The 24093-nt window shown below is 36.3% G+C and carries 19 protein-coding genes and 1 tRNA gene; 14 read left to right on the top strand and 6 right to left on the bottom strand.

Annotation, left to right across the window (positions count from 1 at the left end; translation table 11 throughout):
- The first annotated feature begins 95 nt into the window (after nt 1–95).
- From J2T03_RS17850 to J2T03_RS17835, 4 genes are read left to right on the top strand one after another with little or no spacing between them, the layout of a single operon-like run.
- Nucleotides 96–1637, top strand: coding sequence for a T9SS type A sorting domain-containing protein (locus tag J2T03_RS17850; RefSeq protein WP_307220677.1), 1542 nt, complete (start codon nt 96–98; stop codon nt 1635–1637).
- A complete protein-coding gene (locus J2T03_RS17845; RefSeq protein WP_307220675.1) occupies nt 1634–4867 on the top strand; it encodes a hypothetical protein in 3234 nt (1077 codons plus the stop codon). The genes J2T03_RS17850 and J2T03_RS17845 overlap by 4 nt, the downstream gene beginning before the upstream one ends.
- 4 nt (nt 4868–4871) lie before the next feature.
- Complete coding sequence (locus tag J2T03_RS17840) at nt 4872–8528, top strand: DUF6443 domain-containing protein (protein WP_307220673.1); 3657 nt, start codon at nt 4872–4874, stop codon at nt 8526–8528.
- Between the two features lie 5 nt (nt 8529–8533).
- A complete protein-coding gene (locus J2T03_RS17835; protein ID WP_307220672.1) occupies nt 8534–8953 on the top strand; it encodes a hypothetical protein in 420 nt (139 codons plus the stop codon).
- A gap of 343 nt (nt 8954–9296) precedes the next feature.
- On the opposite strand, the gene J2T03_RS17830 is transcribed toward J2T03_RS17835, so the two are convergent.
- Nucleotides 9297–9367, bottom strand: a tRNA-Gln gene (locus tag J2T03_RS17830).
- Between the two features lie 254 nt (nt 9368–9621).
- On the opposite strand from J2T03_RS17830, the gene der reads away from it, so the two are divergent.
- Nucleotides 9622–10932, top strand: coding sequence for a ribosome biogenesis GTPase Der (gene der / locus J2T03_RS17825; protein ID WP_306843160.1), 1311 nt, complete (start codon nt 9622–9624; stop codon nt 10930–10932).
- Between the two features lie 82 nt (nt 10933–11014).
- On the top strand, nt 11015–11668 hold the full coding sequence (upp, locus tag J2T03_RS17820; RefSeq protein WP_307220670.1) for a uracil phosphoribosyltransferase: 654 nt from the start codon (nt 11015–11017) through the stop codon (nt 11666–11668).
- Between the two features lies 1 nt (nt 11669).
- Here the strand turns inward: upp and J2T03_RS17815 are convergent, their stop codons facing one another.
- From J2T03_RS17815 to J2T03_RS17805, 3 genes are all read right to left on the bottom strand, one after another.
- Nucleotides 11670–12359, bottom strand: coding sequence for an alpha/beta fold hydrolase (locus tag J2T03_RS17815; RefSeq protein ID WP_307220667.1), 690 nt, complete (start codon nt 12357–12359; stop codon nt 11670–11672).
- Nucleotides 12360–12494: 135 nt separating this feature from the next.
- The gene (locus tag J2T03_RS17810; protein ID WP_306843164.1) at nt 12495–13148 is read right to left on the bottom strand and encodes a ComF family protein; all 654 of its coding nucleotides are present in this window, start codon (nt 13146–13148) and stop codon (nt 12495–12497) included.
- 35 nt (nt 13149–13183) lie between these two features.
- Nucleotides 13184–14665, bottom strand: coding sequence for a helix-turn-helix domain-containing protein (locus tag J2T03_RS17805; protein WP_307220665.1), 1482 nt, complete (start codon nt 14663–14665; stop codon nt 13184–13186).
- Nucleotides 14666–14789: 124 nt separating this feature from the next.
- On the opposite strand from J2T03_RS17805, the gene aceB reads away from it, so the two are divergent.
- From aceB to J2T03_RS17765, 8 genes are all read left to right on the top strand, one after another.
- Nucleotides 14790–16367, top strand: coding sequence for a malate synthase A (gene aceB, locus J2T03_RS17800; protein WP_306843166.1), 1578 nt, complete (start codon nt 14790–14792; stop codon nt 16365–16367).
- Between the two features lie 179 nt (nt 16368–16546).
- Nucleotides 16547–17827, top strand: coding sequence for an isocitrate lyase (aceA, locus tag J2T03_RS17795; RefSeq protein WP_307220663.1), 1281 nt, complete (start codon nt 16547–16549; stop codon nt 17825–17827).
- 126 nt (nt 17828–17953) lie between these two features.
- Entirely contained in the window at nt 17954–18340 is a 387-nt protein-coding gene (locus J2T03_RS17790) for an acyl-CoA thioesterase (RefSeq protein ID WP_306843168.1), read from the top strand.
- A 103-nt stretch (nt 18341–18443) separates the two neighbouring features.
- The gene (locus tag J2T03_RS17785) at nt 18444–18890 is read left to right on the top strand and encodes a 6-pyruvoyl trahydropterin synthase family protein (protein WP_306843169.1); all 447 of its coding nucleotides are present in this window, start codon (nt 18444–18446) and stop codon (nt 18888–18890) included.
- A 27-nt stretch (nt 18891–18917) separates the two neighbouring features.
- Entirely contained in the window at nt 18918–19730 is an 813-nt protein-coding gene (locus J2T03_RS17780) for a UDP-2,3-diacylglucosamine diphosphatase (RefSeq protein WP_307220660.1), read from the top strand.
- 159 nt (nt 19731–19889) lie between these two features.
- Nucleotides 19890–20873 carry a LuxE/PaaK family acyltransferase gene (locus J2T03_RS17775; RefSeq protein WP_307220657.1) on the top strand — a complete coding sequence of 328 codons (984 nt, stop codon included), beginning with the start codon at nt 19890–19892 and terminating at the stop codon, nt 20871–20873.
- Between the two features lie 104 nt (nt 20874–20977).
- Complete coding sequence (locus tag J2T03_RS17770; protein ID WP_307220655.1) at nt 20978–21409, top strand: phosphate ABC transporter permease; 432 nt, start codon at nt 20978–20980, stop codon at nt 21407–21409.
- 227 nt (nt 21410–21636) lie between these two features.
- Nucleotides 21637–22179, top strand: coding sequence for a hypothetical protein (locus tag J2T03_RS17765; RefSeq protein ID WP_307220653.1), 543 nt, complete (start codon nt 21637–21639; stop codon nt 22177–22179).
- Nucleotides 22180–22232: 53 nt separating this feature from the next.
- Here the strand turns inward: J2T03_RS17765 and J2T03_RS17760 are convergent, their stop codons facing one another.
- On the bottom strand, nt 22233–23015 hold the full coding sequence (locus J2T03_RS17760; RefSeq protein ID WP_307220651.1) for a T9SS type A sorting domain-containing protein: 783 nt from the start codon (nt 23013–23015) through the stop codon (nt 22233–22235).
- Nucleotides 23016–23275: 260 nt separating this feature from the next.
- Nucleotides 23276–23995 carry an aquaporin Z gene (aqpZ, locus tag J2T03_RS17755; protein ID WP_373425313.1) on the bottom strand — a complete coding sequence of 240 codons (720 nt, stop codon included), beginning with the start codon at nt 23993–23995 and terminating at the stop codon, nt 23276–23278.
- Nucleotides 23996–24093: the final 98 nt, after the last annotated feature.

The following is a 24093-nucleotide window of genomic DNA, read 5'->3' as shown; positions in this document are numbered from 1 at the left end:
CTGGTGTTAAAATTTACATTAAATCACATTAATATGATTTGACTGTGTTAAAAAGCGTTAAATTTGCAACTATACGAACTAATATACACAAATAGATGAGAAAATTCTACATGAGTGCATTTACGATGTGCACAATCTTGGGTCTGTCGGCTCAGGAGGTTGTTTGGCAAAAAGATATCAAATCCACTACTCAGGATTTTTTAAGCCAAATCACTACAACTATAGATCAACAGTATCTGATTACCGGAAGCTTAATTCAGAGCAATAAACTGCAACAAGACAGTAAGCAAAACAACGGCTACGACTTTCATTTGGTGAAGCTCAATCAGCAAGGTCAGGAAGTTTGGGAAAAGTTCTTTGTTGGAAACAATCATGACTATTTATCTGCAACGGTTTCTACACAGGACGGAGGATTTTTGGTGTCAGGTTCTTCGTATTCCAGCAAAGGTCTCGATAAAAAAGAAGATTCAAAAGGAGGTTCAGACATCTGGCTCATCAGATTGAATGAATTTGGAGATGAGCTTTGGCAGAAAACAGTAGGATCAGCATCCGATGAAGAAGCAAGATCAGTTATTCAGACGACAGATCTCGGATTCTTTGTAGCTGGTAATGTTCAAAACTCAGCCAAAGGTTATGGCTCCAAAGACGTTTGGGTTGTAAAACTGGACAAAGACGGAAAAGAACTGTCTCAATCAATTTTAGGAGGAAAAGGTCTGGATGAAGTGGAGAAGATGATTCCTACAAAAGATGGTGGAGCCTTGCTAGGAATTTATTCCAGAAGTACTACAGGCGGCTCAAAGAAAACCGAAAACTTTGGCGAAGGAGATTTCTGGGTGATCAAGCTGGATAAAACCGGAAAAACAGAATGGGAAAAGAACTTTGGAGGTAAGGCTGATGATCATCTAAGAACACTGTCATTAACATCTACAGGTTATTTAATTGGTGGAGAATCCAGATCCGAAAGATCAGGAAACAAAACTGGAGGAATAGAAGAAGGAACAGATCTGTGGTTAATCTCCTTAAACGAAAGAGGTGAAGAGATCTGGCAAAAATCCTACAATTTTGGAAACAGAGATATTCTGATGGGCACAAGTGTACTTCATTCAGCAGATGATAAGTCTTCCAAAGGAATTCTATTAGGTGGCTATACCCAAGCAGAAGGGAAAATAGAATCGGATGATGAAACTTTTTGGATGCTTTATTTAGATACCAATGGAAACGAGCAGTGGCGAAAACACGTAAAAGGCGAATCCAGAAAACGTGAGGAGAGACTTTCCGATTTAAAGCTGAATAGAGACGGCTCCATTATTTTGGCAGGAACCAGCGCAGAAGAATTAGGAAAAGAAAACTGGAAGATCGTAAAGCTGGGAGATAAACAGCTTGATCAGCTGATTGAAAAACAAGACATCAAAATCTATCCAAACCCTGTTTCAGACTATGCATATGTAGAAATCGGTTTTGAATTTAAAGAAGCAGATATTTTGTTGTATGACATGGGAGGAAGACAGCTTCAGAGTTTGAAGACAAAGAACAAAGTAACTAAGATCAATACTCAGAATTTAATTCAGGGAGCTTATCTGGTTACGATAAAAACAGATACGAATAAAACTGCTAACGCTAAATTGATTAAAAAATGATGAATACAAAAATAATTCTTGGTCTATTATTATCAATCTCACTTAATACACTTATCTGGGGGCAAGCGGAGTTAATACCAGTAGCAAAATGGGGTGAAAACAATGATTTTTCTGTAAATAAATATGGCAATGATTTGATTAGTGTAGATCATTATCGAGGTCAGCCTAATATAAATATTCCGTTATTTAGTGTTGAAGAGGGAGGGCTAACGTTAGATATTTCATTAAAATATAAGTCTCAAGGTGTTAAAGTTAATAAACCCTCAAATTGGGTAGGACATGATTGGATGTTAGAAGTTGGTAGCATTAATCGAACAGTTAAGGGAATGCAATTTGATGAATTAGACTTTAACAATGCTGAAGGTGTTGCTCCAAATAATCATGATGGCAATTGTTATCCTTTACCAAGTGGAACAGTTGGAGTGGGAGATTTCCAATATGGTGGATTAGCAAAAGGCTTTATGCTCACACATTCTAAAATTAACTCAACCGATAATAGTTGGCGTGGGTTAGACAATCTTGTAAACTTGATGGCAGAAACAACCCCAAAAGACGGTGGATATAGAGCTGATTATGAGCCAGATATTTTTAATTTTAGTTTTTTTGGCCATACTGGATTTTTCTTTATTGGACCTGATGGAATGTGGAAAGTTTCATCAAAAAGTAATTTAAAAATACTTTTTGACAAAGAACAGGATATGTTTTATGGCTTAAATGGATTTAAAGATATTTGGGGAGCGTATCCAGCAACATGCAGAATAAAAACTATTGGTAGATTTACTATTATTGATGATAAAGGTTATAAGTATGTTTTTGGAGACAATAATGTGAGAAATATTGAAATGAATTTGCGAGATTTTTATCATGGAGTAGATTCGCTTCCTGTATATGCAAATTCTTGGAGTATTGTTAAGGTTTATGATTCCAATAATATTGTTTTATATGACTTTGAACATATTAATGGAGAACACTATTCTAACTATTTGTATAGTAATAGTAAACAATATATCGTAGTGCCTAAAGAATCAACGGATGGAAATAATCCTTTAACCACTACATCAGTTCACCCTAATAATACCACTAATAGTACAGCACATTATAGTAGTTTTTATAAGGCCTCTGGGATTTTATATATTCCAACATATCCAAGTGTAATTAGAACAAAATCAGGAAATAAGATTGATTTCTTGTCAATAATTGAAGATAATTTAAATTATTTTAGTAGTTCAGGGAACACATTGCTTGAGAATGATCCTTCCTATTATAACAACATACTAACACCACCACATACATGGGGTAGTAATTCACCAACACTTGGGATTGGAGATAATACAGCATCTTTTAATAAGTTTAAAAAAAGAAAGTTGACGACAATAAAATTGACTTCATCAACTGGGGCTCTTATTAATGATATTAAGCTTACTCATGCCAATGCAACACAAAGAATTTTCCTTTATAGTATTAAAAATAATGAAAAAACTTACGTCTTTAATTATGATAACTTAAATTTACTTCCGCCACTGTTAAGTAATAAAACTGACATGTGGGGATACTATAATAATATTCCATATAAAATACATGTAGATTTTGGGAGTACAAAAACTTATTGGAATAATTTTGAAAATAACAAATTCGGGGAATTACAAGTTAATACTCCATATTTATATTATGGAACTCTTAAAGAAATATATTGGCCAACTGGAGGAAAAACTGTCCTTGACTGGGAGTCCAACAGCTTCACAACAAGAGTTTACCCCAAAAGTGGTAACTTAGTTTCTGCAAATTTACCTGGCGGAGGTGCAAGAATTAAGAAAATAACTTCTGATAATACTACAAAAGAGTTTTTTTATACGAACTCTTTTAATGAAATGGATTATAACATATCAAGTGGTATTTTGGTTAATGAACCGATTTTCTATGATAATTCAAATAAAGCTTTAGAAATATTAGGTTTCTATAATAATTCTAATGCAAACCCCTCTTTTCCAAACAATACATATATAGGGAATATAATGGGGATTAATCCGAAATCGATATTTGAGCCTTCAGATGTAGTATATTCATCAGTTTTCGAGAAAAGTAATGATGGTTATACCCATTATAATTTTTCAACTCATTTTGATGTTCCTGATAATTATTATCCTGGAATAATACCTAGTAATAACACACTAGGATTAACCAGAAATGATTTATCTAATCAAAGAGGTTTATTATTAAGAAAAGATTTTTATGACAATAGTCAAAAAATTATTAAGAGAATAGATTTCAAATACATAAAAACAACAAATTTGCTTGGTAGAGGTGTCTCTTATGATTTGTTTTCTACAAGCACTTATGTTAATTGTTATTTTTGCATCACTAATGCATCCCCTTATGAGATTGATTATTCAGATAATCTTTTAAGTGAAATTTTTACAACAGAATTTTTTAAAGATGGAAGAAACTTACAATATTTAAAAAAGTATTACTACCAAAACCCTGTTGACCCAAGCTACAATCTCATTGATAAAATAGAGGAATACCCCAATAAATTTGATCTTTCAAAGTTCAAGAGTGTTAAGTTCCAATATGCGACAGATATGGGTACTTCAAGCCAGCTTTTTTCTGATATGATTGCTAAAAATATGATAGGAATTCCTTTATCAGCTACAAAATATAATGAAGCCCAGCAACCTATATCTAGAAGTGAGACGATTTTTGCCAAAAATTCTACCACGAATAATCTGATTCTTCCAATTTCTACCAGATCTATAAAAACTGGTGTTATAGATTATGGAAGTGATTCAAGTGTTGATACGAAAGTAACCTATGATTTATATGACGCTCATGGTCGTGTTTTACAGTATACTGATGCTTCTGGGATTCCTACAACAATAATTTGGGGGTACAATAAATCTCAGCCCATTGCAAAAATTGTAGGTGCGACTTATAATTATGTAAGCACAAACACAAACATTGGATACTTACAGGATGCTTCAGATGTCGATGTGGATACAGCCTCAGAAAATATCCTGATTTCATTATTGGATGATCTTAGAAAAAATATAGCTTTTAAAGACTACCAGATCACAACTTATACTTATGATCCTTTGATCGGAATAACAAGCCTTACAAATCCCGACGGATTAAGAGAAAATTATAAGTATCATGCTCAGACCCATAAACTTGAAAAAGTGATAGATGTTGATAGTAAGGTAAGAGAGGAATATAAGTATCACTATAAAAACTAAAATCATGAAGAAAATATTATTCATATTATTAGGGATAATTTTTAGTTATTCCTACTCTCAGAATCTTACTGATACTGAAAATTATATTTACAAGAAAACATACCTTTCTGATCCTTTCGATCCTGTACAGAAACAGTTAGAAGATGTCCAGTATTTGGATGGACTTGGGAGACCTAAGCAAATAATATCTGTAAAGTCTACACCATCAGGGCAGGATATGGTTTTACCAATAGTTTATGACCAGTTTGGCAGGGTAACAAAGGATTATTTGCCTGTTCCTGTACAGACCTCTAATGCTGGTATTCAAACTTCAGTTACAGAAAGTACGGTTAATTCATATTATGGGGTTACCAATGCATTTTCCGAAAAAGAGCTTGAATCTTCCCCTTTAAGCAGAATGTTTCAATCTGCCAGCCCTGGGGAAGAATGGAAAATGAATTCTGGGCATACTGTAAAATATGCTTATGATGCCAATTCAACAAGTGATCAGGTAAAGAAATATCAGGCTACTACAACATGGGATAATACCAATCAAATTTATAATTCAACTCTTTCTCAGATTACTATTTATGATGAAAATTCATTATATAAGTTTAGTGTCAAAGATGAAGACAATAATGAAAAGATAGTATTTAAAGATCTTTATGGTCACATTGTATTGATAAGAAAAAATGATGGAACACATAATATTGATACATATTATGTGTATGATAGTAATGATCATTTAGCCTATGTTATTCCACCATTAGCATCGGTTTCATCTGCACTAACTTCAACTACGTTAGATAATCTGTGTTATCAGTACCGTTATGATAACAAAAATAGATTAGTTGAAAAGAAACTTCCAGGCAAAGGCTGGGAATATATGGTGTATAACAAGGCTGATAAACTCATTATGAGTCAGGATGCCAATATGAGGATATCTTCGAATTGGATGTTTACTAAATATGATAAATTTGGAAGAGTCACTTATACTGGTATTTCAATAACTTCCCTTACAAGGCAGGCATTACAAACCAATGCAAATGCCAGCACCAATGTATACGAATCCAGAAGTACAGCTGCCTTTACAATGAATGGAATGCCTATATATTATTCCAATGTAGCTACTCCTGTAAATGTAGGAAGGGTCTTAATCATCAATTATTATGATACTTACCCTCCACTTCCAGCAGGTGTTTCGATTCCTTCTTATATCATAAATCCAACACAATCAGTATTAACGCAGGATGCACAAAGCTCATCAAGAAGTACAAAGAGTTTCCCTACTGCTTCTTATATTAAGAATATAGAAGATGATAATTGGAGTAAAGATTTTTTCTGGTACGATACCAAAGGAAGAGTAATAGGAACTCATTCTGTCAATCATTTAGGAGGATATACTAAAACTGAGGCTGAACTTGATTTTTCAGGTTTACCTAAACAAACTAAAACCTATCATAGAAGGCTCAATACAGATACAGAAAAAATTGTTACCGAAACGTTTGAGTATGACAACCAAAACAGGTTGAAAGTACAAAAACATAAAATTGACAATAATACCGAAGAGATTCTTGCCCAGAATGAATATAATGAACTTTCGCAGTTAAAAACTAAAAAAGTGGGTGGAACAAATATTTCAATGCCACTTCAGACGGTTGATTATATTTATAACATTCGAGGCTGGATGACAGCAGTTAATGATCCCAATAACTTAGGAAATGATTTATTTGGATATAAAATTAAATATGCCCAGCGTGAAGGTTTGGAAATTCCTAACTCAGATTTTCCTGAACTTAAAGTAAAGCCTAAATATAATGGAAATATTGCGGAAGTAGACTGGAAAACACTTACTGAGGAAAATGAGCCTTTAAAAAGATACGGATATTCTTATGATCCGTTAAACAGGCTTTTAGGGGGCTTTTACCAAAAGGCAGGCAGTGAAACGGCAAAAGAATACTTTGAAAAACTGGAATATGATCTGAATGGTAATATCCAGAGATTAAAAAGGTCAGAAGGAGCTCTCATTGGAGGTAGTACAGCACAGGTAATTGATAATCTGAAATATGATTATGTTGGAAACAGATTAATAAAGGTAACGGATGAACAGCAAAACCCTTCAGGTTATCCTTATCTGGTCAATCCTAATACCATTCAATATGATAATGGAGGTATTGGTAATGGAAACATGACAAGCCATCTGGATAAGGGTATTTCCTCAATACAATATAATTATCTAAATTTACCCAAACAGGTTACTCAAAATGCCAAAATAACAAATTACACCTACAGAGCAGACGGTGTAAAAGTAAAGAAGCTCTTTGGAGATTTAGAAACAGATTATCTAGACGGATTTCAGTATAAGTCCACATTTCAAATAGAATCATGGAACGGTGAGGGAACCTATCATCCTGATCCTAATGAAATACCAGTATTAAAGCTGAGAATAATTCCCACCTCTGAAGGTTATTATGATACCCTGCTAAATAAATATGTTTATAATTTCACGGATCATTTAGGAAATCTACGATTAAGCTATACAGATACAAATGGTGATGGAATTATCCAACCCAGACAATATAATACTTCAACATGTTTACCTACATTTGGGTGCTTGGGAGAGTGGAAGCCTGGCGAAATTGTAGAAACAAACAATTACTATCCTTTTGGTATGTTGCATAATTACGCTGCCACAACCCGAAATGCCTATCAATATAAATATCAGGGACAGGAGCTTCAGGAAAATGGATGGTACAGCTTTAAATGGAGAAACTATATGCCAGATGTGGGCAGATTTTTTAATATTGACCCGCTAAGTGAAATGTATGCTTATCAGTCTCATTATAATTTCTCTGAAAACAGGGTTATTGATGCCAGGGAAATAGAAGGATTGGAAGCGTATGTGCTTAATGCACAAGGAGATATGGAGGTAAATGGACTTAGCTTATCTCATACAGAATATTCAATAGGAGCAGATGGTACAAGAAATATTGAAACTGTAGATTTAGGAACTTTCCAATCGTCTTCTAGTGCTTCTGCAGTTTCGAGTCAAAATCTAGGTGGAATTAGCTGGGGGGATGCAGCAAGAGTTGGTGTTGGTTTTGTACCTATTGTAGGGAGTGGATTAGATATCTATGAAGGGATAAGAGATGGTAACTGGGTACAGGCTGGTATCGGTGTTGGTGGATTAGCCTTGGACATAGCGACACTGGGAGCGGGATCTGTAATCAAAGGTGGAGTAAAAGCTATTGGTACTGAACTGGTAGAGGAAGGTATAGAAATGGCAGTTAAAGATGCTGCCAAAACTGCTGCTAAAGAAATGGCAGAGAAAGAGGCTAAAGGTTTTCTTGTTCCAATGGCAGAAGAAACACTTGAACAAGCATCTCGTGATTTACCTGAGACTATTGGAACTTATAGTATATATGGGACTCAAGGACTGGTAGGAGATACTTACACTCGAAATATTTTCTTAATGGAAACCAAGAAAAAAAGTCTTTCTGGACTAAGATCTACAATTGCTACGATGGAAAAGCAAGCTGCTCAAAAAGGGGCAAACAAAATTTCTATTTATGGAGCAGCAGTTATAAATGACGGTTTTTTAAATCCAGCTATAGCAAAACGTTTTGGATATTCTTTTGAGAAAATAGGTTCGGGTAGTCTATTACAAAAGACATTAAAATAAGATTTATGGTAAAAAAAACAACATTAGAATCCATCTTCAATAGAAAAGGTGGTGAAGGACTTAAAACAAGATTAATTAAAAATGATTATAGTTTGTTAGCTCAAATTAATTATGATATAAAAGAATGTGAAAATTCAATTTTAATTTACTTTATTGATAATGAATCTTGGATGTTATTTACAGATACCAAAATAATTTTCAGTAAAAAAAATCAATTATCAGAATTAGAATATAATAAACTTATGCATGTTAAGCCTGCTTTATCTGAAGAAATTAAAAATGGTGTTACTAAGGCAGATGATTTCACAAAACTTTTAATAACTTGCAATGACAATTCATCTTTAATTATCGATACAGAAAAAGGATTACCGTACAAGGGCATTTATCAAATGCTACACTATATATCATCAATGAATCATGATTAAATTATTTTCTGGAGTTGTAAAATAAGAGAAATATCTTATTTATTACAATAATGAATAGAATAACAAAAACCACTGTAATTGCAGTGGTTTTATTATTTATAAAAAGTATCTCTCTTTATGATTTTGTTAATACTCATAATAGATACTCATGAATAGATGGTTATTAAAGTGAAACGGTCTTTACTTCCGTTGCTGAAATGCAATCACATTCAAATAAGTTAAATAAGGTGTAAGAAGAGTGTTTTTACAAAAAGAGTGACCAAAATCGTGACCAAGTGACCAGAAGTGACCAAAATAAAAAAAGCAACTTGCTGTAAATTAGCGAGTTGCTTTTATTTGTTTGTAGACCCACAGGGATTCGAACCCCGACTGACGGTACCAAAAACCGGAGTGCTACCGTTACACTATAGGTCTGCTTATTTTGGTGGCGCGAAATTATAAAAAAATATTTAATTAAAAAATAATTTTTTGAAGGTTAATAATTAAAAAAGCTGTGTTTATCCATAATTGAATGATTTTGAATTGAATAGGTGGATGATGATTTAACTAAAATAATTTCACAAACTGTACTTTTTCAGCAGCTAAATAATAAAATCCTATCTTTGCAAAAAAATTGGGCTCCAAAAGTTGGAGATACCCATTAATAATTTCATTTATTAAACATTTTTATGTCAAATATTGTCGCAATCGTTGGGCGTCCCAACGTAGGAAAATCCACACTTTTTAACCGTTTACTAGAAAGAAGGGAGGCCATCGTAGATTCTACGGCTGGTGTTACCAGAGACCGTCATTACGGAAAATCTGATTGGAACGGAGTAGATTTTACAGTTATAGATACCGGCGGATATGATGTAGGAACGGATGATATTTTTGAAGAAGAGATCCGCAAGCAGGTTCAGCTGGCAATAGACGAAGCTACATCCATCATTTTTATGATGAATGTGGAAGAAGGTCTTACTGATACCGATTACGAAATTCACGAACTTCTTAGAAGATCAAATAAACCCGTTTATATCGTTATCAATAAAGTAGATTCTGCCAAAGAAGAAATAAATGCTACTGAATTCTATCAGTTAGGAATTGAAAAATATTATACTTTATCTTCAGCTACAGGTTCAGGAACAGGAGAAGTCTTGGATGATATCGTTAAAGATTTCCCTACCACAGATTATAAAGATCCTTTTGAAGGTTTGCCGAAAATTACGATCGCAGGCCGTCCCAATGTTGGGAAATCTACCTTAACAAATGCTTTGCTTGATGTGGAAAGAAACATCGTAACTGATGTTGCAGGGACTACAAGAGATAGTATTCAGACTCTTTATAATAAATTCGGGTACGAATTTGTTTTAGTTGATACTGCCGGAATGAGAAGAAAATCTAAAGTAAATGAGGATTTGGAATTCTATTCGGTAATGAGATCGATCCGTTCTATTGAATTTTCAGATGTTGTGATCATTATGGTGGATGCCACACTGGGCTGGGAATCTCAGGATATGAATATTTTCGGTTTAGCACAAAAGAACAGAAAAGGAATTGTGATTGTTGTAAATAAGTGGGATCTTATTGAAGATAAGAAAACCAACACAGTTAGGGATTTTGAAAACTCAATTAAAGAGAAGATCGGTCAGTTCCATGATATTCCAATTTTGTTTGTTTCAGCTTTAACGAAACAGAGAATTTTAAAAGCTGTAGAAGTGGCTATGCAGGTGTATGAAGATCGTAAAAAGAAGATCAAAACGTCAAAACTAAACGAAGTGATGCTTCCTATTTTTGAGCAGACACCGCCGCCGGCCAACAAAGGGAAATATATTAAAATCAAATACTGTGTACAGCTTCCTACGCCGTCACCACAGTTTGTGTTTTTCTGCAACCTCCCTCAGTATGTAAAAGAACCTTACAAAAGATTTACAGAAAACCAATTGAGAAAAGAATTCGGGTTTACCGGAGTTCCGATCGAAGTGTATTTCAGACAGAAATAAAAAACAATCCCTTTTAGATTTTTCTAAGAGGGATTTTATTCATAGTAAATTCAATATTTTTAATAAAAGTTTTTTCAGAATAATGAATACAATTGTATTGTCAAAACAATTTTCTTTAGTAAACTCCTGGATCAATGAGCTCAGAAATATAGACATCCAGCATGACAGAATGAGATTCCGTAGAAATATGGAACGTATTGGTGAAATTGCGGCTTTTGAGATCAGTAAAGAGCTGGAATATAAAGAAATAGAGATTCAAACACCTTTAGATAAGATTAAAGTTCAGGAAATAGCTGTTCAGCCGGTAATTACCACGATTTTAAGAGCAGGAGTGCCCTTGTTTGAAGGTATTCTGAGTTATCTTGACAAGGCAGACTGTGGTTTCGTAGCTGCTTACAGAAAACACGATGCCAATGATTACTTCTCTATTAAACAGGATTATCTTACCTGTCCGAATATTGAAGGAAGACCATTGATCGTAGCAGATCCCATGCTGGCAACAGGGGCTTCATTAATTGAGGCTATCAAAGACCTTCTGACCAACGGAACTCCGACCCAGTTGCATATTGTAGCTGCAATAGCCTCCAGACAGGGTGTGGAAACCATCGAAAAGGCTTATCCTGAGGCAAAAATTTGGGTAGGGGCCATAGATGAAGGATTAACATCAAAAGGATACATCACGCCAGGACTTGGTGATGCCGGAGACTTAAGCTACGGAGAAAAACTACAACGATAGATTAAGAAAGATTCCAGAAATCTTTCATCAGATCAAATAATAAATTGGGCCGTACTTTTTCCATAGGATGTTTAGTATCCGGAAGTATGGCCAATTTTGCATTAGGAATACTGCGGTAAACACTGATGCTTTCCTCGATACTTACCATACTGTCTTTATCTCCGGTCATAATTTGTACTGGAATAGTAATCGCCCAAAGGTTATTTTCATTCAAAGGAGGATTTTTCCCCATTGCAATCATCATCCCTGCAATGGCAGGCAGCAGCTGTTTCCATTTTGCACCGTGCTGATTCTCCAGCTGCTCTGCATATTTTGGAATTTTCAAAAGAATAGCTTCCGGATCAAGCATTTTACTTTCCTTTAAAGCCTGCTCTTCAGTCCAGTCGAATTTTGTACCCAGGGTCATGATGGAACTGATCCTTTCAGGATATCTTAATGCACAGCAAAGCGCTGCATATCCTCCCATGCTGTGTCCAAAAATGCAAACGTCCTTTAACTCTTCTTTTTCTAAATAATTCTTTATTTCCTCAGTGTATTTTTCAATACTGATAGCATTTTCCGGTAGTTCTGTATTTCCGTGCCCGGAAAATAAAAGTGTATGAATATTGAAGTGTTTGGACAGCTCCTTTTCATAAGGCTTAAAAATATCGCTGTGACCCAGTGCACCATGCAGCAAAAGCAAGTTTTTCATGATCAATAGTTTACCGGAAAATTAAGAAAAAGAATCGGAAGAAAAAAGAGAGTTTTTGGTTGAGCTCCCTCCGAGATTTACATGTTAAACACCGATACTAAAAGCTCTCAAGCTTATACCCTCAAACCCTTATAATTACGCATCTACTGCCATCACCAAAACACTCACCCTGTTATCTCCGGCATTTAAAATCTCCCAGGCAATGGATGATATGGTATTTCCGGTAGTAAAAACGTCATCAATTAAAAGAACGTGTCTTCCGGAGATGGGTTTCGAAACAGAAAAAGGATTTACTGTTTCCAGGCGGTGCTTCTTATCCTTTAAAGCCTGGGCTTTTGAATAATGATTTCTTTCAATCAGTTCATGGTCATATGGAATCTGATAAAACCCGGACAAAACCTCTGTAAATAAATGCAGCTGGTTGTAACCTCTTTCCCTTAATTTTTTCGGATGAAGCGGAACAGATACCAAAAGATCAGGTTTTTCATCTTTGAAGTCCAGACGCTCTACAGTCCATTCGGCGAGAGTTTTACCCGCATTTTTCCTGCTTTTGTATTTTAGCTCATGGATGAGTTTCCGGCTCAGTCCATTTTCCTCAAACTTCATCAATCCATAAGTGTTCTCAACTGGAAACAGAAGCCTGCATTTTTCTTTGATAATGTTTTCGCTGAAATAATCAAAATGGGTAAAATGAATTTGTTCAAAACATAAGCTGCAGACTAAAAGCTCTGCATCTATGATCCGGCTGCAGTTGATGCAGCGGTTGGGAAAAAATAAGTCTAATATCATTTGTGTTTTTTTAGTTAGAAGCTAGATTTCAAGTTTTAATTATCAATGATCAGTTTCCTGATTTTCTCAATCGCATTCTTCATACTCAGGTTAAAGTGTTCCTTTTCCAGCCGGACCGGTGGTGCCTGCCTCACTTCACAATCCGGAATGCTGCAGGATTCGCAGGTAACTCCTACATTGATTGTTTTTAAAGTCGGAGATTTTATAAAACCGATCTTTTTTATCGTTTGCGTGTTTAATAAAATTCCCAGACAGTAGCTTCTGTTACTTCCGTCTGAAAATGGATTTTTCTGTGATGTTGAAATAACAAGATAACTGACTCCCTGATCTTTGTAATGCGAGATCTGGGCATCCGTAAGCGTTTCATTCTCCTTTAAATGATGCAGGTTTTTTACAGCGATCCATCTTCGGCAGTAATGTTCGTTGGTCGCATTGGCATGAGGAGCCTGCTGATGGTTGAGGTGAAGTTCCTTTAAGATCTGAATCTTATCCGAATCCTTTTTCTTGACCAAGCACAGATAAAATAAGTCCTTGATACCCATTTCAGAAGAAAGCAGATTGGTAAGCCTGTAATAAAAAGTTTCAGGAGAATCTGTAAAGTTTTCAATCAGTTCCTCAAAGCTTTTCGGTTCCCAGGTATGCTGAAGAAGAAATTCCGTGGTTTTTCCAATGGTCTGTTCCTTAGAGATCAGTAAAGCTCCGGCAAAATACGAAGCATAAAAATTGTTCAGAATTTCCTCAAAACTTCCGAAATCCAGCCATGAATAAGTGTTCGGGCGGATCTTTAATTCCAAAACATTGAATCCTATTTCCTTGGCCAGAATAAACGTTCTTTGATCTTTTTCAAGTTTCCGGTTCAACAGAAGAAGCTTCTGCTCAGGAATAAAAAGAGAGCGCAGGTTGTCAAGAGTTCCGAACTGTTCAAAATCTTCAGACCTTATACTGTAATTGAATTTTTCAGTAAGAATGCTTTCCAAAACAGAAGATCTCAGGTCTTTACTGATATCCAGTCCGTTTCCTCTGATGAATGCCATCGCTTTTTCTTCAATTTCGGGAAAATAATTATCGTAAAGCTCCTGGAAAGACCTCAGTACGGCAAAATAAAAACGTTCCTTGCCCAAATTGTAATTCTGAGAGATCTCAATAAGTGCATTGATAAAAGCAGTAACTTTTTTGGGAGCATCACTGATAATGCTGATAAGATTATTTTTACTGATGCCGAAAAGGTCCAGGGGTACTTCCTTGAAAAAATCCGATTGCAGGATCTCGTTAAAAGGAGCTAAGCTTTTATCCAGCTTGGTAGAAACGAGTTCATCAAAGGTGCAGCCCAGGGATTCTGAAAGCTGGATGATTTTATCGTGCTTCGGATATTTCTTTCCGTTTTCAATTTCGTTTAAATAAGATTTAGACAGCCCGGTCTTTACAGCAAGATCCTGCAGAGACCAGTTTTTCTTTTGTCTCAGCTGTTTCAGCTTCAATCCAAAGACCGTTTTAATAAAATCACTTTCTGAATTCATAATCAAATATAAAAAATGAATGCGATTATTCGCATAATAATTTTTTAAAATAATTAGCGAACGTTCGCTAATTGTGAATATTTTTATTTATGTTTGTAATATCAAATCACAAAATCAACAGGTTATGGAAACAGAAACTCAATTGGAAATAAAAGCTCAGAAACAGTTTAGGGAGATTTTTACTCCGGAACTGACAGATTTTTTGGTGGCTCTTCATCAGAATTTTAATCAAAGAAGATTGACGCTTTTAGAAGAAAGAAAAAATACACAGCACTTTTTTGATTTGGGAAATCTTCCTGGATTTTTGTCTGAAACTGAAGAAGTGAGAAACGGTAGTTGGAGCTGTGCGCCCCTTCCTATCGATCTGTTGGACAGAAGGGTAGAGATCACAGGACCTGTAGACCGGAAAATGATCATTAATGCATTAAATTCCGGGGCATCGACTTTTATGGCTGACTTTGAAGACAGCAGTTCGCCAACCTGGGAAAATTGCATTCAGGGACAGATTAATCTTGCAGATGCGGTCCGTCGGAAAATAGATTTTACTGCTGAAAATGGAAAATCTTATCAGCTCAATGAAAAAACAGCTGTTCTTCAGGTACGTCCAAGAGGGTTGCATCTTCCGGAAAAGCATATCGAGATCAATGGGGAGGAAGCATCAGGCTCGCTGACCGATTTTGGAATTTATTTTTTTTCTAATGCAGAACAGTTGTTGAAAAACGGAAGTGGTCCATATTTCTACCTTCCGAAATTAGAACATTATAAAGAAGCCCGATGGTGGAACGAGGTTTTTGTCTTTGCTCAAAGTTATTTAGGTATTCCGGAAGGAACTATTAAAGCTACCGTTTTGATAGAAACAATCACTGCTTCTTTCCAGATCGATGAAATTTTATTCGAATTAAAAGAACACAGTGCAGGTTTGAACTGCGGAAGATGGGATTACATTTTTTCATTCATCAAAAAATTCAGAAATCTTCCCGAATTTATCGTTCCGGACAGGGATCAGGTAACAATGGCTTCTCCATTTATGAGCGCTTATTCAAAAAGAGTGATTGAGATCTGTCATAAAAGAAACGTTCATGCCATTGGAGGAATGGCTGCCCAGATTCCTGTAAAAGATAACTATGAAGCCAACAGTATTGCTTTTGAAAAAGTACGTAATGACAAAAAACTTGAGGTGAAGAACGGTCATGATGGAACCTGGGTGGCACATCCGGCTTTAGTGTCTGTTGCAAAAGATGTCTTTGACCAATATATGCCGGCAGAAAACCAGATCGACAAAAAATTTGAATACCATATCAAAGAAACGGATCTGCTGGAAATTCCAAAAGGTGAAATTACCGAAAAAGGAGTGCGAAAAAATATCAATGTAGGTATTCTTTACCTGGAAAGCTGGCTGATGGGAACTGGTGCGGCGGCAATTTACAATCTGATGGAAGATGCGGCCACTGCTGAGATCTCGAGGACACAAATCTGGCAATGGCTGAAAAACGATGCCAGGCTGGACAACGGACTTGTTCTGACCCGTGAAATGATCCTTCAATGGGAGTCCGAAGAAATAGAGCATATTGAAAAATATGTAGGCGAACAGCGTTTCAGAAACGGAAAATTCAATTTAGCCAAAGAGCTTTTCAATGAACTGATATTTTCAGAAAAATTTGAAGAATTCCTGACTTTGAAAGCATATCCGTTTATTGAGTAAGAGTATTTTAGCTTGAAATATTTTTTAGAGAAGGAGCTTGAAGCATTTGAGTGTAGGGGAATTGACGTGTTAAAAAGTAGAAAATTCTACGATACTAAAACAATTTGCTCAGCCTCATAATGTATCTCTTATAAATGATAACTCAACTAATTCCAAGAAAAACAATAAATCCAAATATTATGAAAACAAGACAAGAACAAATCCAGACTATAGAACAAGACTGGCTGAATAATCCCCGCTGGAATGGAGTAAAAAGAACCTATACGGCTGAAGAAGTACTGAAGCTTCGCGGTTCTTATAAAATTGATTATACCATTGCAACGGAAATGTCCAAAAAATTCTGGGACAAACTGAATAGCCAGGATTATGTGGCCGGGCTTGGTGCCTTGACGGGGAATCAGGCGGTTCAGGAAGTGGATGCAGGGCTGGAAGCTATATATCTTTCAGGATGGCAGGTGGCTGCTGATGCGAACCTTTCGGGGGAAATGTATCCTGACCAGTCATTGTATCCGGCCAATTCAGTGCCTTCTGTGGTCAAGAAAATTAATAATGCTTTATTAAGAGCAGATCAGGTGCAGTCGGTAAGCGGGAACGGAAATAAAGAATATCTGGTTCCGATTATAGCAGATGCAGAAGCCGGATTTGGTGGAAATCTGAATGCTTTCGAGCTCATGAAGCAGATGATCGAGGCTGGAGCAGCGGCAGTTCATTTTGAAGACCAGCTTTCTTCGGCAAAAAAATGCGGGCATCTGGGAGGTAAGGTTCTGGTTCCTACCCAAGAAGCGATTAATAAGCTGGTTGCAGCCCGTTTAGCTTCGGATGTACTGGGTGTGCCAAGCATTATTATCGCAAGAACAGATGCAGATGCGGCAGATCTGCTGACTTCGGATATTGATGACAGAGACAAAAAATTTGTGACCGGAGAAAGAACTTCCGAAGGCTTTTACGTTGTAAATAATGGAGTAGAGCAGGGAATCGACCGCGGTCTTTCTTATGCACCTTATGCAGACCTGATCTGGATGGAAACTTCTAATCCTGATCTGGAGCAGGCAAGAAAATTTGCAGAAGGAATCCATGCCCAGTTTCCGGGAAAAATGCTGGCGTATAACTGTTCGCCATCTTTCAACTGGGCTGCGAGGCTTAGTGTGGAAGAAATGGCTAATTTCCGTGAAGAGCTTGCAAAAATGGGCTATAAGTTCCAGTTTATCACGCTGGCAGGTTTTCATGCGTTGAATACCGCAATGTTTGAGCTTGCTTTGGCTTATAAAGAAAGAGGAATGGCAGGCTATTCCGAACTTCAGGAACGGGAGTTTGCCCTTCAGCAGAAAGGATTCCGAGCAGTAAAACACCAATCATTCGTAGGAACCGGCTATTTTGATGAGGTTCAGAATGTGGTAACTAACGGTTCTTCGGCAACAGTAGCCATGAAAGACTCTACAGAAACAGCCCAGTTCCATTGATCATTTTCCATATTAAAATAAATTTTTCAGAGTGAAACCTTCTCAATTTTGGGAAGGTTTTTGGTTTAAATAAGAATAAAAAAACTTAAAGTCCATATATTTGATTATTAATGAAGCTGAAGAAAAATGAATTTAATATACCAAAAACAGATTCAGGTAACGGAAGAACATATAGACCGGAACAAGCATGTCAACAATGTGCAGTATGTGCATTGGGTAGAAGAAATTGCGGGTGAACACTGGGAAAAAGTAAAGGAAAAAACAGAGTATCCGGAAGATATATGGATGCTCGTTGATCATCATATTCAATACAAAAAGCAGGTTTACCTTGGAGATGTGATCACCGTTAAAACCTATCCGAAAGCTCCGGAAGGAATCCGGCAGCCCAGAAAAGTTGAATTTTACTGCAATGATCAGCTTGTCGTGGATTCAAGTACCCTTTGGGTCCTGGTTGATTCGAAAACTCAAAAGATTAAAAGGCTGGAAAGCGACTGGCTGGATAAGCTAGGGTAAACTGCGTGATTTAAATTATTATACAACTACAACAAGAGGTTAGAATTTGTTTTTCCAAGTTTAATACGCAACTTATCATTATGTTTTGTCATATCTTTGCACTATGATACGTATTACAAAAATTTTCACATTCGAGACAGCTCATGTGCTGTATAACTATGATGGGAAATGTAAAAATATGCATGGACATTCCTATAAGCTCTTTGTAACAGTAAAAGGAAGACCGGTTAATGATTTGGAAAATCCCAAAAACGGGATGGTGGTGGATTTTGGAGATATCAAAAGTATCGTAAAATCTGAAATTGTGGATGTCTGGGATCATGCAGTTCTTGTTAATGCATTGTCTCCCCATAAAGAACTGGGCGAAGACCTTGAAAATAAAGGTCACAAAGTGATCTACTGCAGCTTTCAGCCTACCTGTGAGAATATGCTGTATGCCATTGCAGCCAAAATAAAATCCAGGCTTCCTGCTGAGGTTTCTCTGGCCTATCTTAAACTTCACGAAACAGAAAACTCCTATGGAGAATGGTTTGCAGAAGACAATAAGTAACACTAATTATCAATAAAATTCAGACCGGTGTTAAAAACGATTATTAATTTAGAGCCTGGAAAAAAAGTGTATTTCGCTTCAGATCAGCATTTTGGTGCTCCCACACCGAAGGAAAGCAAAGTGCGTGAAGAGAAATTTATCCGTTGGATGGATGAGATTAAAGAAGATGCTCAGGTTTTGTTTTTAATGGGTGATCTTTTTGATTTCTGGCACGAGTGGAAACATGTTATTCCAAAAGGATATGTGCGTGTTCTCGGAAAAATTGCTGAACTGAAAGACCGTGGAATTCATATCTATTTCTTTGTAGGAAACCATGATCTGTGGATGAAAGACTATCTTGAAGAAGAAATAGGGTGTACCGTTTTTTACAAAAAGCAGTATTTTGAAATGGGAGGAAAGCAGTTTCTGCTGGCTCATGGAGATGGACTGGGGCCTGGCGATAAAGGCTATAAAAGAATGAAAAAACTGTTTACAAATCCTGTGGCACAATGGTTTTTCAAATGGCTTCATCCCGATATCGCCATGAAAGTGGCGCTGTATCTTTCACAGAAAAATAAAATGATCTCCGGAGAAGAAGATAAAGCATTTTTAGGAGAAGATAAAGAGTTTCTTGTCATCTATTCAAAAGAAAAGCTTAAGACTCAGGAAATTGACTATTTTATTTATGGCCACCGCCATCTTCCGATGGTGCTGGATCTTGAACCGAAAGCAAAATACGTTAATCTGGGTGACTGGATTTCCTACTTTACGTATGGAGTCTTTGAAAAAGAATTTGAACTCAAAACCTTTGCAGACGGAACAAAAAAAATTACCCCTGAGAGAGAGGTAATTTCCGAATGAACCGAAGTCCACTCTTGTTTTTAATCCATATTCCACATTAACAATTGCAAGAAGTTTACCAAAGTATTAATCATAGATTAAAAAAATATTAAAAAAACAAGCTTTTTGTATAACTGGCTAATTATGAGTTGGTAATAGCTTAAAAAAAATCTCCAAAAATTGAAAAATATATTCAGCATACAGACAGAACAGGATTTCCTGGATGCATCATTGGCAGCTTTTCATTATCAGTATGAAAATGTTGGGATATATAGAAAGTTCGTGGATTTCCTGAAAATAAATCCGGATGAGGTTCGCAGTCTGGAAAAAATTCCTTTCCTGCCGATAGAAATGTTTAAAAACCATCAGATCTTGGATAAAAATGCAGCTGCTGATCTGTTTTTTCAAAGTTCAGGAACTACACAGATGAATCTTTCAAAACATTTTATAGCAAATCCGGGCATCTATGAAGAAAGCATTTATAAAAGTTTTGAGCAGTTTATAGGAAAGCCGGAAGATTTTATTTTTCTGGGCCTTCTTCCAAGCTATCTGGAGAAACAGAATTCTTCTTTGATCTATATGGTAGATTATCTCATGAAAAAATCTGCTAAACCTGAAAACGGATATTTTCTTTACAACCATTCCGAACTGTTCCAGCTTTTAAACACTTTGAAAGATAAAAAAGTCATTCTTTTCGGGGTATCTTTCGCCTTGTTGGACTTCCTGGATTCCGTTGAATCTCTGAACCTTTCAGTTTCCGGATCTCAAAATCTGATAATTATTGAAACAGGAGGTATGAAGGGTAGAAAAGAAGAAATGACCAAAGACGAGCTGCTGAAAATTCTGCAGAATGGCTTTAAAACAGAAAAGATTTACTCAGAATATTCAATGACAGAACTGCTTTCGCAGGCTTATTCTCTTGGGAACAATGAATATAAATGTCCCAACTGGATGAGAATATTGGTCCGGAATGCAGAAGATCCCTTTTCTTACGAAAAAGAGGGAAGAACCGGAGCGATAAATATTATAGATTTGGCCAATATCCATTCATGCTGTTTTATAGCAACGCAGGATTTGGGAAAATCGCTTCCGGAAGATAAGTTCCAGGTACTCGGAAGAATAGATCACTCCGATATCCGCGGATGCAGCTTATTGGTTTCTTGATATTAGAAATAAACAAATAAAGACTTCTTATTATGGACTGGAAGAAAAGTTTCTTTTTATTTTTAATCTTAATAGGTATATCTGATCTATTGTCAGCACAAACAATGACCGAAAAAGATATCTGGTCCGGTACTTATCTGGTAAATGAACTCAATAACGGAGTTTCCGGGATTACAGATACTCTAGTGGTTGCGAGTATGAAAGATGCCGATCCGAAAGGAATTCCGGTAAAGGAAGAATCAGATATGGTCCGGTGGTCTTTGATTTCGAAAAGAGATGGAGATAAAGATAAAGCTACGGTTAGGCAGTTTTCATTTGATGGAGAAAATGACCGGGATGCTTATAAGGAATTTGGATGGACAGAGCTGCATAAAGAAGGGAAAATGAACTGTATTGACGGCGGACATTTTTTTATTTGTCAGACACAGCCTAATACTTCCGTTACATTTGGGAAAGATGAAAAATACTTTACCAAAACAGGTGTCTTTGGAATATGGCTGCACTATGGGATAGTAGAGCTTCAAAAAATAAATTAGTCTGGGTTTGAAGAAAATACCTGAAATCGATTTTATTGTTGCCAAGGCAAGCAAAAGATATTTCCTTCAGCAAATAGTACAAAGCATTTCCTTTGTATTACTTACCAATAAGTGAAATGACTTTTATTTAACTTAAAAACAATTGATTGCTTAAAATTCTTGTTTATCCTTGTTTTTATTTTTAACCACTTATTCGAATTCATGTTAATTAAAAAACTTTAATTGTAATGCTGAAAATAGAAGAGCTTGTTCATGCATATATCCATTCTCATTGCGATTTCGAAAAAGAAATTGTGCTGACGAACTATTTCCAGGCCGACTGGGAAGCAGATATGCTGTTCATAGATTCTGAAGGGTTTAGTCATGAAATTGAAATTAAACTTTCAAAAAGCGATTTTAAAAACGATTTTAAAAAATCGTATCTCAATAAAGATACCGGGGAGAGATTCCTGAAACATGATAAGATTTCATGTGGTGACTATATTTGTAATACCTTCAGTTTTCTGCTTCCGATGGGAATGATAGAACATAACCTAATTCCGGAGCATTGCGGAATTATTGAATTTTACCACAATGCAGATACCTGGGAAACTGAATTCTACCTCATACGTAAGCCCAAAAGAGTCCATGAGGATCCTTACTGGAAACTTACTGACAAAGATCTTTTTATCCGGAAAATGGCCCTGAATCTACTGCAGCGTAAAATGGAAATCAAAGGTAGGCAGGAAGAACTCATTTTCAAAAATCCTTTCGAGATCAGGAAAAAATAAGATGAAAAACTCCTGCATTTCTACAGGAGTTGGATATAAATATTAAACCATGGTTATTTGTTTTTCACCATTTTTAAGGTTCCGTTTGCGCCGGTGCTGGAGCTCCATTTAACAAGATAAGTGCCTCCCGGATGGTTCTGGAGATCAATCGGCAGTTTATTTTGTCCGGCTCTTACATCTGTGGTATATGCTCTTACTGTTTTACCGTTAAGGTCAATAACACGTATTGAAACAGTTTCTCTGTCTGCAGCTGTATAGTAAAGTTCGCTTATTCCCATATCAGGATTTGATACTATAGCTGTTTTAGGCTGTGATGCTGCTTGTTTTGATACTGTGCCACCACCGGGAACGCATATATAGCATTCAAACCTGGTAACACCTATGAGATATTGATTGGGGCCTGTGCAGGTAATGTCTACTCCGTATCCAAACTGCCCCGGATAATAGATCATAGTAGGTTCTGAAGGAATTGTTGTATGGTCTCCAATTGCAGTTGGAAGCGGGTAATATCCGCTGTATAATGTAGATGGATTGCTAAAGCTTACTTTGCCGTATCTGATTGGGGGAGTTCCTCCGGGAAGTGTGAAAGTTACAGGAAAGTTATAAGTTCTGAATGTACTGATATCTGGAGGAAAAGGTGCAGCGACCCGTTCATTGGACCCGATTTTAATGTCAAATTTAACATCCGTATGGGCATGACCGGGGACATTTTCGCCAAAAATATCATTTCTGGTAACGGTGATGTTATAAGTTGGTGCGGGAGCTGTATTTTTTTGTGCGTTTAATTGGTTTTCGCAAATCAATACAAAGAATAGTAAAAAGAGAATTTTTTTCATTTTAGTTAAATTTTAAGTTATTCTGTTATTTATTTCGATTAATCTTAACTAAAATTGAGGCTTATTATTTACCTGCTAAAAGGATAATTAGCAAATGTGGAAGATTATTCAATAACTGTTTCTTTTCTTTTCATAAATGTAAAATAGCAACAGTCTCGTAAATGGGAAAGAATAGCCTAAAATTGTTTACAAATGAATGATTCTCGACACAAAAAAATCCTGCCAGACGACAGGATTTTATATAAATATGAAAATTAGTATTAATCAGTAACTTCAACAGTATCTCTCTGAAGCAGGAACTTGTAGATCAATCCTCCTACAATCCCTCCTAAAATAGGTGCTGCCCAAAACAGCCAAAGCTGAGACATTGCAAGTCCACCCGTAAAAACAGCCTGTGAAAGCGATCTTGCCGGGTTTACGGAAGTATTGGTAATAGGAATAGAGATAAGGTGAATCAGGGTAAGTGCCAAACCAATAGCAATACCTGCGAATTTTCCGTTAGCCCATTTGTCCGTAGCTCCTAAAATAACAATAAGGAAAAAAGCTGTTAATAAAAACTCAGCAAGAAATGCTGCTCCCATGCTGAATGCTTTTCCATTGTAGACTGCCTCTCCATAGAAGTTAGTGGCAAAAGCCCCTGGCTGGGAAAAATCTAAAGCTCCCGAACCACTGAGGATAACGTAAAGACATCCCGCTGCTACCAATGCTCCAAGACATTGCGCCACAATGTAAGGGATAAGATCTTTAGCTGGGAACCTGCCTCCCGCAAAAAGTCCAAAGGATACTGCCGGATTGAAATGTCCGCCAGAAATATGCCCGACAGCATAGGCCATCGTGAGAACCGTAAGACCAAAGGCTAAAGAAACCCCTAAAAGGCCAATACCTATATCGGGAACTCCGGCAGCGAAAACTGCACTTCCGCAACCACCGAAAACAAGCCAAAATGTGCCGAAAAATTCAGCAAAAAGTTTTTTTATCATATGTTTATTATTTAAATGTATCTCAAATGTAAAATTTAAATTTTAAAATAAAAAGATAAAACTTAAAAATCTTTTAGGATTTCTTAATATAAAATTAC

The organism is Chryseobacterium lathyri (assembly GCF_030812195.1).
Taxonomy (GTDB): Bacteria; Bacteroidota; Bacteroidia; order Flavobacteriales; family Weeksellaceae; genus Chryseobacterium; species Chryseobacterium lathyri_A.
Note: the sequence above shows the minus strand (reverse complement) of the source record. Positions and strands in the feature narration are given on the sequence as shown.